We start from the raw sequence: 12,437 nt of genomic DNA on the forward strand, positions 1-12,437 counted from the left end.
GATGACCATGCAGTTCCTGATCGCCTCGAACGTCCTGCTCTGGCTCGCCCTGATCGGCTGCGCCGTGCTCCTGCTCGGCCTGCTGCGACAGGTCGGCCTCCTCCACGAACGCTCCTCGCCCATGGGCGCCATGATCACCGATCACGGTCCCGACATCGGCGACGCCGCGCCGGTCTTCGACCTTCCCGACCATGCCGGCGCCACCGTGCGCATCGGCGGATTGAGCGCCGAGGGTCGCCCGACGCTGCTGATGTTCACCGCCCCGACCTGTCCGGTCTGCGACAAGCTCTTCCCGCTGATCAAGTCGATCGCCCGGGCCGAGAAGTTCGCGGTGGTGATGATCAGCGATGGGCAGCCGGACGAGCACCAGCGCTTCCTGGCCAAGCACGAGCTCGGCGACATCCGCTACGTCGTCTCGGCCGAGGTCGGCATGGCCTTCCAGGTCGGGAAGATCCCCTACGGCGTGCTGCTCGATGCCGAGGGCGTGATCCGCGCCAAGGGCCTCACCAACACCCGCGAGCATCTCGAGAGTCTGCTTGAGGCGGACAAGAGCGGCTTCGCGTCGATCCAGCAATTCATGACGAGCCGGAAGCACAGCCACGGCGCCAAGGCCGCCTGATCGAAAAGCCCGCCTGATCGAAAAGGCCGCCTGATCGAAAAGGCCGCCTGATCGCAGGCCGCCCGCGTCCGCAAACCCAGAACAGCGACGAGGAAACGATGCTCGGAAAATCCCAATTCGACGATCTCTTCGAGAAGATGTCCCGCAAGGTGGCGGGACATACCAGCCGCCGCGGCTTCATCGGACGCGTCGGCACGGCGGTGGCCGGCGTGGCGCTTGTGCCCCTGCTTCCGGTCGACCGCCGCGGGCGCGTCAGCCGCGCCAATGCCGCTGAGAGCGCGGGCGATCCTCGGGGCAAGTGGACGCCGCAGGACCATGACGTGCAGGCTTGCGATTACTGGCGCCACTGCTCCATCGACGGCAACATCTGCGACTGTTCCGGCGGCTCGCTCACCAATTGCCCGCCCGGCACCAAGCTCGCGTCCAGCTCCTGGGTCGCCAGCTGCTACAACCCGACCGACAAGCAGAGCTACCTGATCTCATACCGCGACTGCTGCGGCGCCAACATGTCCACCCGGTGCTCGTGCCTGAACACCGAAGGCGAGCTGCCGGTCTACCGCCCGGAATTCGGCAACGACATCATCTGGTGCTTCGGCGCCGAGGACGATGCCATGACCTACCACTGCACGATCTCGCCCATCGTCGGAAAGGCCGGCTGATCCCCGGCCGCGGCCTGCGGGCCGCGGCTCCCGGACAGCCCTGAGACATCGGAGTCGAACCCCATGCGCGTCCTCGTTCTCGCAGCAACGCTTGCTGCCCTCTCCGCCGGTGCGGCGCTTGCCGCCGGCGCGCTCGAAGTGGTGCCGGAGGCGCCTGCCGGCAGCACCGAGGTCAAGATCGCCAAGATGAAGTTCGCGACCCCGGAGGTCCGCATCAAGGCGGGCTCGGCCGTGACCTGGACCAATACCGAGGCCCTGCCGCACAACGTGCACTTCAAGCCCGGCGGCAGCGTCGACAAGGAGCTGGAGGGGCCGATGCTGCGCTCCAACCAGACCTTCTCGGTCCAGTTCAACACGCCGGGCACCTACGACTACATCTGCACGCCCCATCCCTTCATGAAGGGCAAGGTCGTCGTCGAGTAGCGACGAAGCCGGCAGGTCTCCGACGCGAGCGGACCGCGACCTGCCGGCCTTCCTCCGCCGTACCGCCCCCGAGACTCGAATGCCCCCCGATCCGTCGAGGAGGGCCCGTCAGCGCGCAAGGTGCACCGATGTGGATTCCCTACGACCTGACCGGCTCGCTCAAGGGCGAGACATCGGCCGCGAGTCTTCAGCGCTCACAGGCGGACCGCTCCGTTCGCGACGTGCTGGTCGGCTTCTTCGTGCGCAATCCCATCACCCAGAGCTGGGAGATCGACATCCGGGCCGAGTCCGCCAAGGAGGTGCTTACGGTCGCGCTGGACGGCATGCCGGCCGAGATCGCCTGCTACGGCGACGCGTCGGGCAAGCTCAGCGAGATCATCTACCGCATCAAAAGCGCCGAGCCCTACGCCGCCTTCGATGCCTGCCGGCACGACCTGGAGGACCGGCTCGCCCGCTGGACGTTGGAACTCGGACGCGGCATGGCCGTCGCCGGCTGGCGCGTGGCCGATCCGGCCAACGAGGCGCGCTGGCGCTGCACCCCGTTCCGTCCGAGCGCGCTCGACCTCGACCTCGACGCCGTGGCCTTCGCGCCGGACGACCTCAAGCCGCTGTTGCGCGTCTACCAGCGCGCCCGCAACGCCTCGGACCCGGCCTGGCGCCTGCTGAACGCCTACGCGGTGCTGACATGCTGGCGCGCCGGCAGGGCTCCCTTCCCGGCAAAGCCGCCGCGGCCCGTCCCCACCGTGACCCTGGAGATGCTGGTGCATAGCGGCACCCTTGGCTGCGCCGTGACCTTCAAGGACCAGCCGCTGACGGTCCTCGTCGATGCCCTGGAGGTCTGGCGCGACGCCGTCCTGCAGGATCTGGAGTCCCCCGGCGACGGCGCGCAGGGGCTGCGGGGCGAGGCGCGCTGGCGTCTCGCGCACATGGCGAGCCTCGCCGACCTCGCCGCCCGCGAGACGCTCCTGCGCGAGATCGCGCGTCGCCGCGGCGCCGATCTGGCGCTCGCTTCCTGATCCCGGCCAGAGCGCCAAGGATAGTGAGGGCCATGCGGCCGATCCTGCCGATCCCCGTCCTGCTTGCCTGGGCCGTCCTCCTCTGCGGGGGCACCTACGTCGTGACCGCACGCTCGGACGCCGCGACGGCGACCGACGGCCCCTCACAACAGGATATCACCGCGCTGAAAGAGCGCTTCCGCCGGCCGGACGGCGTGCCGCACCCCAAAGCCAACCCGGCGACACCGGAAAAGGTGACGCTCGGCAAGGCTCTGTTCTTCGACCCAAGGCTCTCGCGCTCGGGCAGCGTCTCCTGCGCGACCTGCCACAATCCGAGCCTCGGCTGGAGCGACGGTCTCACCCGGGCGGTGGGCTTCGGCATGGTCTTGCTGCCGCGGCGAACCCCGCCGGTGCGCAATCTCGCCTGGGGCTCCGCCTTCCAGTGGGACGGCCGGGCCGACAGCCTGGAGGCGCAGGCGCGGATGCCGATCACGGCGCCCGACGAGATGAACATGTCGATGGATCTCGTCGTCGAGCGCCTGAAGGCGGTGCCGGGCTACGCCCCGCTCTTCCGCGAAGCCTTCGGCGACGAGGAGCCCATCAGCGCGCGCAATGTCACCGCGGCGCTCGCCGCCTTCCAGCGGACGCTGGTCTCGGGCAAGGCTCCGTTCGATCGCTGGGTCGAGGGCGAGGAGGCGGCTCTCGGGGCCGACGCCCGTCGCGGCTTCGCTCTCTTCACCGGCAAGGCCAATTGCGCGGCCTGCCATTCCGGATGGCGCTTCACCGACGACAGCTTCCACGACATCGGCCTGAAGGCCGGCGACGATCTCGGCCGCGGCAAGTTCGCGCCGCCCTCCGTGACGGCCATGCGCTACGCCTTCAAGACGCCGTCGCTGCGCGACCTGCGGATGCAGGGCCCCTACATGCACGATGGCCAGCTCGGCAGCCTGGACGCGGTGATCGAGCACTACGTCGAGGGCGGCGAGCGGCGTCCGAGCCTGTCCTTCGAGATGAAACCGGTCGCGCTCAGCGCGCAGGAGCGGCGCGATCTCACCGCCTTCCTCGAATCCCTGGCGGCGGAACCCGCCGCCCTCACCCTGCCGCACCTGCCGTGAGAGGACTTGCCATGACGAGGAACGGTCGGATGGCCCTTGATCCCGCATTCCGTCGCCTTGCCGCTGGCTTCGCCCTGAGCCTCGCGGTGCTGACCGCGCCGGCGAGTGCCGAAGAGTTCGAGGTCATGATCCATCACGCGGAACTGCAGGAGGTGACGATCAAGCCCCGCGTGGGCGACACGATCCGCTTCGTCAATCATGCCGACATCGCCCACAACCTGTACCTCACCTACGAGGACGGTCAGGTCGAAACCCTCGACACGCAACCGCCGCGCACGACCAAGCACGCGGTGCTGCGCCGAGCCGGCCACGTCGTCGTGCGCTGCTGGATCCATCCCATCATCCGGATGGAACTCGATGTCGCCGACAAGGCCGCGAGCCAGTAGGACGCCGGGAGGCCTGCCATGGCAAAGCCGAACCCTCCGTCGCGGCGGGACCTTCTGACGAGCGGCGCCAAGGCTGCCGGCGTCGCCTGCCTCGCGGGCCTCTCGCTCACGGCCTACGTCGAGTCGGCGCGCAGGGCCGAGGCGACGGCGTTGCGCCCGCCCGGCGCCCTGCCGGAGGACGATTTCCAGGGGGCTTGCGTCCGCTGCGGCCTGTGCGTGCGGGCCTGCCCGTTCGACACCCTGCGCCTTGCCGAGTTGGGAGAGGAGGCGCCGCTGGGCACTCCCTTCTTCGTCGCCCGCGAAACGCCCTGCTTCATGTGCGCGGACGTGCCCTGCGCCAAGGCCTGCCCGACCGGCGCCCTCGACCGCGACATCCCGAGCATCCGGCAGGCCGACATGGGCGTCGCCGTCCTCGTCGGCCACGAGAGCTGCCTGAACTACAAGGGCATCACCTGCAGCATCTGCCACCGCGTCTGCCCGATCCGCGACGAGGCAATCACGCTGGAGCCGCAGACGATCAGGGGACGCCGGATGGTGATCCCGACGGTGCATTCCGACAAATGCACCGGTTGCGGCACCTGCGAGAAGCACTGCGTGCTGGGCCACGCCGCGATCCGGGTGCTGCCGCGCGAACTCGGGCTCGGCGGCCGCGGGCGCAACCCGGCGGGGAGGGCGGTGTAATGCGCCTGAGCCTGACAGCGGAAGCGCGAAGGGAGGGCGTGGCGGCCAAGGGTTGGGTGCGCGCGCACAAATGGTGGATCCTGCGCCGCCTGACGCAGCTCACGGCGCTGGGCGTCTTCATGGCCGGCCCGCTCGCCGGGATCTGGCTCGTCCGGGGCAATTTCGCGTCGAGCGAAATCCTCGGACTCCTGCCGCTCAGCGATCCCTTCATCGCCGTCCAATCTCTCGCCGCCGGTGCAGTGCCGGCACGCGTCGCCCTCTTGGGCGCCCTCTTGATCACGCTGTTCTACATCGTGGTGGGAGGCCGCGCCTATTGCGGCTGGATCTGTCCCGTCAACATCGTCACCGATACAGCCTATTGGCTTCGGGAGAAACTCGGCATCACGCGCGACCGCAAGCTCGACCGGCGCACGCGGCTCTGGGTTCTGGGCGGTGCACTGCTCGCCTCGCTTCTGAGCGGCACGGTCGCCTGGGAGTTTGTCAATCCGGTGAGCCTGCTGCAGCGCGGCCTGATCTTCGGACTCGGCGCGGGCTGGACCATCATCGCGGCCGTGTTCCTCCTCGACCTGCTGATCACGCGACGGGGCTGGTGCGGTCATCTCTGCCCGGTCGGCGCCTTCTACGGAATCATGGGCAAGGCCAGCGTCGTGCGGGTCGCCGCATCGCGGCGGGAGGCATGCACCGATTGCGGGGCGTGCTTTCAGATCTGCACAGAGCCCCACGTCATCACGCCGGCCCTGAAGGGACGTGGAACGATGTCGATCCTGAATCAGGATTGCCTCAATTGCGGTAGCTGCATCGATGCGTGCCCAGTCGATGTCTTCGAGATATCAGTACGTACAAATATTCGTTGAGGTTTTAACAGTTTTTTGACAATTTATGCGCAGATTGACTCCTTGTTATTCTCAGTATGATAAATTCATCCGCCACCCTCCAAGGTGGATCAGCGCTCAAAAAGCTCAAATAACTGCATATTTCGAAATACCTGGGACATAAACGACTCGCTGAGACTACTTTTTATTCAAAAACATCAGACTTGTCGCAATTATCCAAAATTTCCCTTGCGACTAGAATATTCTTTTAGGAATAGATCTATCGGGAACAGCATGGCAAGGGGAAATAAAGTTATGTCGAAAATCAATCTTCGCGCTCTATTACTGAGCGGAGCGCTCGCTCTCTCCGGTCCACCCGGTCTCGCCGCCGACCGCTTATCGGCACCTAAACAGATGCCGCCCGAGGCCAAGGCCGCCGATCCACTCATCGGCTTCTCCTTTTACTCGCAATATGCGACAGACTACAACTTTCGAGGTGTCTCGCAATCGAATCGGCAGGGAAGTTTTCAGACGTTCTTCGAAGCACAGTTCTTCAACAATTTTGCCTATACGGGCCTATATACATGGCAGGTGCGCTTGCCGACACGGCCTGATTTCGAGTTTGATCTGACCGCCGGCATCCGTCCGGTTTTTGACAAGCTGTCACTTGATCTTGGTGTCGTGTATTACTTCTACCCCAACGAACAACGGCTCATCAACCCGACCAACGGCGCATTCCTGACGACTGCCAACAGTGACTTCATCGAGTATGCCGGCAAGGCGCTCTATCAAATTACGCCAGAACTTATCGTCGGAGCGAATATCATCCATGCGCCCAGCTTCTTCGGGCAGCACGCCACTGCGACCTACACGTCCGGCACGATCGCCTACACACTTCCAGCCAACTGGTTTTCGTTCCTGCCCGAGGCCTACGCCGGGGGCTTCTCGATCTCCGCTGAAGGCGGTCACTACTTCATCGGCGCAGCGAAGACCTCAGCGACAGGATTCGATGCATCGATCGGGCGCTTCGCCGCCGTTGACTTGCCGAGTTACAATTACGGCAACATTGGAATATCATATAATTACAAAAATATACTGATCGATTTCAGATACCATACGACTGATCTCACACCAACGCAGTGCTTCACTTTTACGGGCGATTACCGTGGCTACTTCAACGGCGGTCGCTCCGGCTGGTGTGGTGATGCAATCATCGGGGCCATCCGCTGGCAGGCATCGACCTCAGCCCCGGGGATTTACGCGGAGCCATCCGGTTTGTTCGGATTCTTTAAGTAGAGATGAGGACGGATAGGCCATCCTCACGCATCGCAAAACCTCGATATCGGCGCCCGTTATCGAACGGAAGGCGAAGGATTGCCTGGTCGCACGCGGCCGGTTCGGGCATCGAACACGGAGCCGCGCAACTGATCGCTTGACGGCGCCACGCTCCCGCTTTCGGCACGGGCTCCCGGCGTGAGGGTGAACGGACCGCTGGGCGGCGCATCCTGCGCCGTGCTGCTGTTGTAGGTGGTCTTCGGCTGCACTTGTCCGAGCGCAACGGTCGTCCCGCCAGCAACGCTGAAAATTATGAGCATAACCATTGCGGCGCTGCGAACCGGCACTGACAATCGTTTCTCCTCCAACAGATCCTATACAGAGGCAAACGTCGGCAGGCCGGCCTACAATCCCGAAAGATGCGACCGGCAATTCTCAATTTATGACGAATGTGCTTTGACGCACATCAACGGTTGCTCCGACGACATGCCATTCGGAGGGTTGAAGCACGCGCATGATGCCCGAGCTGCGTGCTCGACGCGGCTCATTGGGTGCGATGAATGCCTTCAGTGCCTTCTACGGGTGTGGCAGCGTGGTGTTGGCGTGGGCTGGAGTGGCAGCGATGCGCCTGGACGATGAAGGTTGAGATGCGCACGCCACGCTACACGACGCAGGTCGATGAATTGCCAGTCGCGCAGGCCAGAAGGGTCACCTTCCGACCCTGAGCAGACTCCAGAATGGCCCGCTGTAAGACAGGCTGTCGATTCGGCAGCGACCTCTAATTGAATGGCGCAGCTTCGTGCCGGTCTGTTTCCAAACCGTGGGACTACTGCTGCGGACATGGGACTGCGAACTTGTTGCCGGGGAAAGCTCTACCCGCAGCCATGATGCTCGTTAGAAGCGGGCCGCCACACCGCCCATGATCGTGCGGGGTGCGCCCGGTGTCGCGTAGCGGCTCTGGAAAGCGCGGTCGTAGTAGGTCGCGTCGAACAGGTTGTCGACGTTGAGGTAGATCCGCACCTCAGGCGTGATCCAGTAGTACGAGATCAGGTTGAAGACCGTGTACTCCGGCAATCGGAAGGTCGACAGCGCAGTGCCGGCCACGCGTTGGCTGACATAGGTCACGCCACCACCCAAGCCGAGGCCACGCAGATCCGACCCCTGGAACTCGTACACGCTCTGGAAGGCGAGACTGTCAGCAGGAATTGTCCGCCGTCAGCACTCCTGAGACATACTGAGGGTCTTCACGAACGGAGGATAGCTGGTTCATCGTCGCCTCCAGGAGCGAAGATGAAACAGACGTCCGGGCCGGTACGGAAGCCGGCAGAAGCCGTGATCAAGGACATCCGCCGCGCGACACGCCGGCAGTTCTCGGCCGAGGAGAAGATCCGCATCGTGCTGGAAGGCCTGCGCGGTGAAGACAGCATCGCCGAGCTGTGCCGGCGTGAGGGCATCGCCAGCTCGATGTACTACGGCTGGTCCAAGGAGTTCTTGGAGGCCGGCAAGAAGCGGCTGGCCGGCGACACGGCCCGCGCCGCGACCGCTGATGAGGTCCAAGATCTGCGCCGCGAGGCGGGTGCGCTGAAGGAAGTCGTGGCCGACCTCGTCCTGGAGAACCGCCTGCTGAAAAAAAGCATGACCGCGGCTGGGGGCGACGAGGCATGAGGTACCCGGCCTCTGAGAAGCTGGAGATCATCCAGTTGGTCGAGCAGTCTCACCTGCCGGTGCGCGCTACCCTGGAGAAGCTCGCCATCCCGCGCGCCACCTTCTACCGCTGGTATGACGCCTTCCAGTGCGGCGGCCCCGAGGCATTGGCGGATCGTCCCTCGCGGCCCAGCCGGGTCTGGAACCGTCTGCCGACAGAGATCCGCGAGCAGATCGTCGCCCTCGCACTGGAGGAGCCAGAGCTCAGCCCGCGCGAGCTGGCGGTGCGCTTCACCGACGAGCGGCGCTACTTCGTCTCGGAGGCAACCGTCTACCGCCTGCTCAAAGCCCAGGACCTGATCACCAGCCCGGCCTACATCGTCGTCAAAGCCGCCGATGCGTTCCACGACAAGACGACCGCACCCAACCAGCTCTGGCAGACGGACTTCACCTACCTGAAGGTCGTGGGATGGGGGTGGTACTACCTCTCGACCGTGCTCGACGACTTCTCGCGCTACATCGTGGCGTGGAAGCTGTGCACGACGATGCAGGTTGGCGACGTCACCGCCACGCTCGACCTTGCGCTGGCGGCGGCCGGGCTCGACCATGTGCAGGTGGCGCATCGGCCACGGCTGCTCACCGACAACGGATCGAGCTACGTCGCGGGTGATCTGGCCGACTGGCTCGGCAGTCAGGGTATGACCCACATCCGCGGTGCCCCGCGCCATCCGCAGACGCAGGGCAAGATCGAGCGCTGGCACCAGACGCTCAAGAACCGCATTCTACTCGAACACGCTTACCTGCCCGGCGAACTCGAGGCGCGTGTGGCCGCCTTCGTCGAGCACTATAACCATCTCCGGGCTCACGAGAGCCTGGGCAACCTCACCCCTGCCGACGTCTACTTCGGCCGCGGCGAGACGATCTTGCGTGAACGGGCGCGGATCAAGCGTCAGACCCTCATGGATCGCCGCTTGCGCCATTACGCGCAGGCTGCCTAACCTCTCAACCCAGGTGGACCAGAGCCTCCGTTCCTGAGCACCTCAAAGCGTCTCAAATCATCTGACAACGGACAGACCGAGGTCAGCGAGCCGGCCCAACCACGGACGAGCGCGAGCGGATCAAGGCGCTGGAGCGCGAGAACCGCGAACTGCGGCAGGCCAACGAGATCCTGAGGAAGGCCAGCGCGTATTTTGCCTTGGCGGAGCTCGACCGCCGGTCGCGGACATGATCGCCTTCATCGACGACCACCGCGCCGCCTACGGGGTCGAGCCGATCTGCAAGGTTCTGCCGATCGCCCCGTCGACGTACCACGCTTATGCCGCGCGGCGGGCCGATCCCGGCAAGCTGCCGGCTCGGGCTCGCTCGGACGCGGCGCTCATGGTCGAGATCCGCCGCGTGTTCGAGGAGAACTTCTGTGTCTATGGGGTGCGCAAGGTCTAGCGGCAACTCGGCCGGGAAGGGGTCGTGGTGGCCCGTTGCACGGTGGCTCGACTGATGCGGGTCATGGGGTTGGCCGGAGTCGTACGGGGCAAGAAGATCCGTACGACGATCCCTGATCCGGCCGCAGCCTGTCCACTCGACCGGGTGAACCGCTAGTTCAAGGCGCCGCGCCCGAACGCCTTGTGGGTCAGCGACTTCACCTACGTCGCAACCTGGGCCGGCTTCGTCTCCGTGGCCCTCGTCATCGATGCCTTCGCTCGTCGCATCGTCGGCTGGCGGGCGTCGCGGACCGCCCATGCCAGCTTCGTGCTCGATGCCCTGGAGCAGGCTCTGCATGAACGCCGCCCCCTGCAGGGCGGCGGCCTTGTGCATCACAGCGACAGAGGAAGCCAGTACTTGTCCATTCGCTACACGGAGCGATTGGCGGAGGCGGGCGTCGAGCCCTCGGTCGGCAGCGTCGGCGACTCTTACGACAACGCCCTGGCCGAGACGATCAACGGTCTGTTCAAGGCCGAGGTGATCCATCGCCGTGGGCCGTGGCGGTCCTTCGAGGCGGTCGAGTTCGCCACCCTCGAATGGGTCGATTGGTTCAACACGCGTCGGCTACTCCAGCCGATCGGCGACGTGCCTCCTGCCGAGGCCGAAGCGCGCTACTTTGCCCAGGCCGAGGTGCAAGCCTTGGCCGCATGACCCAAACCAAACGGCCTCCGGGAAACCCGGCGCGGTTCATAGCCGCGATCCAGACCAAAAACGCTCAACCCTCAAAGCCAACGAGAAAATCCAGCCGAGTCGATCAGACGGAAACCGGATTACTCCGCCTTCGGCTTACGCAAGCGATGGACTTGCCACGTCAGCATCATGCTCGAAGCCATCAAGGCTGCGTGCAGGAGTTGAAGGAGAAGCGATCCGTCTTGCATCGGCTGAATCTCGCGGACCTGGCAGTGCCAGAACGACGGGAAGCGCTAGCAACGAACGGGCCAACGTCCACCATGGCGCGCTGAGCCTCGGGTACTCGACGGATTCGGGCCTGATCGGCCGTCTACGCTGCGACGGGGCTGGGAAGCGCGAGGGTCCTGGCCGAGAGCAGGCGCGTCAGGGTCGCGAGGAGGTCGGTCTGAGTGATGATGCCCAAAACGCGGCGTTCACCATCCACGACCACAACCGCATGGGTGCGACCGTCGGTCAGCGAGGACGCCAGCGCGACGACCGGCTCGTCCGGGCCGGTCGTCTGGGCCTCGGACATCACCTGCGCGATGCCCCGCTCGCCATGCAACGTCAGCTCGCGTAGGCCGAGCGTGCCGAGCAGCCGGCCGGCCCCGTCCACCACGGGCAATGTCCGGATGTTGCGTGCGATCAGGAGTTCCCGCGCCTGCTCGGCGCTGCCATCCGGCGCGATGGTGACCACGTCGCGCGACATGATCTCGGCGCAGGTCAGGTCGCCCTGCGTGCGCACGAGCGCGCGGAGTTCGACTTGGCGGAGGAGCCGATCGAGGTCGGCGCGGTCGATGTCCAGCGTCTCGTGCAGCTCGAGCAGTGCGGCATCCACGTCTTCCTGTCGGAAGCCGACACGCAGCGGCGCGGGCAGGTCCGCCGTTCCGTGCGTGTTGACCGGCGCTGCCACGGGAACGTGGGGATAGTTGCGGCGTGAGATCTTGTGGAAGGCGATGCCGAGCGCGACCAGAATGACCGAGTTCACGCAGACCGGGAATAGAGGAAACAGAAAGCCCGCGGACGTGACGGCCGGGCCGCCGATCAACGCCGTCAATGCGGCCGCGCCCCCAGGCGGGTGAAGGGAGCGAGTGAGCGACATCGCGGCGATCGCAAGCGACACCCCGACGCCGATGGCCACAACCGGGTCCGGAATGAAGCGGGCGGCGAGCACGCCCATGAAGGCCGAGATCGTATTGCCGCCGATGATGGACCAGGGCTGCGCCAGCGGGCTCGCGGGCACCGCAAACAGCAACACCGCCGAGGCGCCCATCGGAGCGACGATGAGCGGGATGTCAGGCCCCTGACCGAAGACAAAGCCGCAGATCAGGCCCGTCAGCGTGATGCCGACCAGCGCGCCGAGGCACGCGACCACACGTTCCCGCAGGGTCGCACCTGCCAGGATGGGCCTGAACAGCCGAAATCCGGATGACCTGCCGGCTTGGCGTTCGGGGATGGCAGTCTTGGACATCCTCGTGCGTCCCTCGCTTGCCGGCTCCGCCCGAGGCGCCCATCGGATGGGCGGAGGCTCGGAAGATCGACGCGGCACACTGGTATACCAGATACCGATTTACCGGCCGCATTCGAAATTGCAACGTGCTGAGGCACGTTGCCTGCAATCGAGGCAGAACCGGCTGGGCACGCGATGGCCGGAACATGAGAGACTGAACCGCTCCGGCT

13 protein-coding genes, 1 pseudogene and 1 other annotated feature are annotated in these 12,437 nt (G+C 65.3%); of the genes and pseudogenes, 12 read left to right on the forward strand and 2 right to left on the reverse strand.

The window, feature by feature from the left end:
* Nucleotide 1 precedes the first annotated feature (1 nt).
* The 10 genes from mauD to LPC10_RS06820 all read left to right on the forward strand — a co-directional run bounded on the left by mauD (nt 2) and on the right by LPC10_RS06820 (nt 7,690).
* Nucleotides 2–619, forward strand: coding sequence for a methylamine dehydrogenase accessory protein MauD (gene mauD / locus LPC10_RS06775; protein ID WP_231346011.1), 618 nt, complete (start codon nt 2–4; stop codon nt 617–619).
* A gap of 98 nt (nt 620–717) precedes the next feature.
* A complete protein-coding gene (gene mauA, locus LPC10_RS06780) occupies nt 718–1,278 on the forward strand; it encodes a methylamine dehydrogenase (amicyanin) small subunit (RefSeq protein ID WP_017486760.1) in 561 nt (186 codons plus the stop codon).
* Nucleotides 1,279–1,341: 63 nt separating this feature from the next.
* Nucleotides 1,342–1,701 carry an amicyanin gene (locus tag LPC10_RS06785; protein ID WP_017486761.1) on the forward strand — a complete coding sequence of 120 codons (360 nt, stop codon included), beginning with the start codon at nt 1,342–1,344 and terminating at the stop codon, nt 1,699–1,701.
* 128 nt (nt 1,702–1,829) lie between these two features.
* The gene (locus tag LPC10_RS06790) at nt 1,830–2,717 is read left to right on the forward strand and encodes a methylamine utilization protein MauJ (protein WP_231346012.1); all 888 of its coding nucleotides are present in this window, start codon (nt 1,830–1,832) and stop codon (nt 2,715–2,717) included.
* A gap of 32 nt (nt 2,718–2,749) precedes the next feature.
* Nucleotides 2,750–3,811, forward strand: coding sequence for a tryptophan tryptophylquinone biosynthesis enzyme MauG (mauG, locus tag LPC10_RS06795; protein ID WP_231346013.1), 1,062 nt, complete (start codon nt 2,750–2,752; stop codon nt 3,809–3,811).
* A gap of 29 nt (nt 3,812–3,840) precedes the next feature.
* A complete protein-coding gene (locus LPC10_RS06800) occupies nt 3,841–4,197 on the forward strand; it encodes a methylamine utilization protein (protein WP_231346014.1) in 357 nt (118 codons plus the stop codon).
* Nucleotides 4,198–4,215: 18 nt separating this feature from the next.
* Nucleotides 4,216–4,878 carry a ferredoxin-type protein NapG gene (gene napG / locus LPC10_RS06805; RefSeq protein ID WP_231346015.1) on the forward strand — a complete coding sequence of 221 codons (663 nt, stop codon included), beginning with the start codon at nt 4,216–4,218 and terminating at the stop codon, nt 4,876–4,878.
* Nucleotides 4,878–5,732 (forward strand): quinol dehydrogenase ferredoxin subunit NapH, encoded by an 855-nt coding sequence (gene napH / locus LPC10_RS06810; protein WP_231346016.1) that lies wholly within the window; start codon nt 4,878–4,880, stop codon nt 5,730–5,732. The genes napG and napH overlap by 1 nt, the downstream gene beginning before the upstream one ends.
* A 273-nt stretch (nt 5,733–6,005) precedes the next feature.
* Entirely contained in the window at nt 6,006–6,986 is a 981-nt protein-coding gene (locus LPC10_RS06815) for a TorF family putative porin (RefSeq protein ID WP_231346017.1), read from the forward strand.
* A 626-nt stretch (nt 6,987–7,612) separates the two neighbouring features.
* Nucleotides 7,613–7,690 carry a DUF4113 domain-containing protein gene (locus LPC10_RS06820; protein ID WP_231346984.1) on the forward strand — a complete coding sequence of 26 codons (78 nt, stop codon included), beginning with the start codon at nt 7,613–7,615 and terminating at the stop codon, nt 7,688–7,690.
* A 169-nt stretch (nt 7,691–7,859) separates the two neighbouring features.
* Here the strand turns inward: LPC10_RS06820 and LPC10_RS06825 are convergent, their stop codons facing one another.
* Nucleotides 7,860–8,141: a hypothetical protein gene (locus tag LPC10_RS06825; protein ID WP_370644671.1), complete on the reverse strand. Its 282-nt coding sequence runs from the start codon at nt 8,139–8,141 to the stop codon at nt 7,860–7,862.
* A 114-nt stretch (nt 8,142–8,255) separates the two neighbouring features.
* Between LPC10_RS06825 and LPC10_RS06830 the strand changes: the two genes are divergently transcribed.
* Both LPC10_RS06830 and LPC10_RS06835 read left to right on the forward strand, forming a co-directional pair.
* A protein-coding gene (locus tag LPC10_RS06830) for an IS3 family transposase (RefSeq protein WP_231345814.1) occupies nt 8,256–9,607 on the forward strand; the annotation gives its coding sequence in 2 pieces (ribosomal slippage) (nt 8,256–8,591 and nt 8,594–9,607; 1,350 coding nt in all).
* A 74-nt stretch (nt 9,608–9,681) separates the two neighbouring features.
* Nucleotides 9,682–10,739: pseudogene (locus LPC10_RS06835) on the forward strand (IS3 family transposase); the annotation flags it as partial.
* Nucleotides 9,792–9,908 (forward strand) — a sequence feature (AL1L pseudoknot). Its footprint overlaps the pseudogene before it by 117 nt.
* Before the next feature lie 349 nt (nt 10,740–11,088).
* Here LPC10_RS06835 and LPC10_RS06840 read toward each other — a convergent pair.
* Entirely contained in the window at nt 11,089–12,228 is a 1,140-nt protein-coding gene (locus tag LPC10_RS06840) for an HPP family protein (RefSeq protein WP_231346018.1), read from the reverse strand.
* Between the last annotated feature and the right edge of the window lie 209 nt (nt 12,229–12,437).

This window comes from Methylorubrum sp. B1-46, assembly GCF_021117295.1.
GTDB lineage: Bacteria > Pseudomonadota > Alphaproteobacteria > Rhizobiales > Beijerinckiaceae > Methylobacterium.

Excerpts from the sequence above, each read along its gene's own strand:
- LPC10_RS06820 (WP_231346984.1), top strand. The coding sequence starts at position 7,613 with ATGCGCACGCCACGCTACACGACGCAGGTCGATGAATTGCCAGTCGCG.
- LPC10_RS06790 (WP_231346012.1), top strand. The coding sequence starts at position 1,830 with ATGTGGATTCCCTACGACCTGACCGGCTCGCTCAAGGGCGAGACATCG.
- LPC10_RS06815 (WP_231346017.1), top strand. The coding sequence starts at position 6,006 with ATGTCGAAAATCAATCTTCGCGCTCTATTACTGAGCGGAGCGCTCGCT.
- LPC10_RS06785 (WP_017486761.1), top strand. The coding sequence starts at position 1,342 with ATGCGCGTCCTCGTTCTCGCAGCAACGCTTGCTGCCCTCTCCGCCGGT.
- LPC10_RS06800 (WP_231346014.1), top strand. The coding sequence starts at position 3,841 with ATGGCCCTTGATCCCGCATTCCGTCGCCTTGCCGCTGGCTTCGCCCTG.
- mauD (WP_231346011.1), top strand. The coding sequence starts at position 2 with ATGACCATGCAGTTCCTGATCGCCTCGAACGTCCTGCTCTGGCTCGCC.
- LPC10_RS06840 (WP_231346018.1), bottom strand. The coding sequence starts at position 12,228 with ATGTCCAAGACTGCCATCCCCGAACGCCAAGCCGGCAGGTCATCCGGA.
- mauA (WP_017486760.1), top strand. The coding sequence starts at position 718 with ATGCTCGGAAAATCCCAATTCGACGATCTCTTCGAGAAGATGTCCCGC.
- mauG (WP_231346013.1), top strand. The coding sequence starts at position 2,750 with ATGCGGCCGATCCTGCCGATCCCCGTCCTGCTTGCCTGGGCCGTCCTC.
- napG (WP_231346015.1), top strand. The coding sequence starts at position 4,216 with ATGGCAAAGCCGAACCCTCCGTCGCGGCGGGACCTTCTGACGAGCGGC.
- napH (WP_231346016.1), top strand. The coding sequence starts at position 4,878 with ATGCGCCTGAGCCTGACAGCGGAAGCGCGAAGGGAGGGCGTGGCGGCC.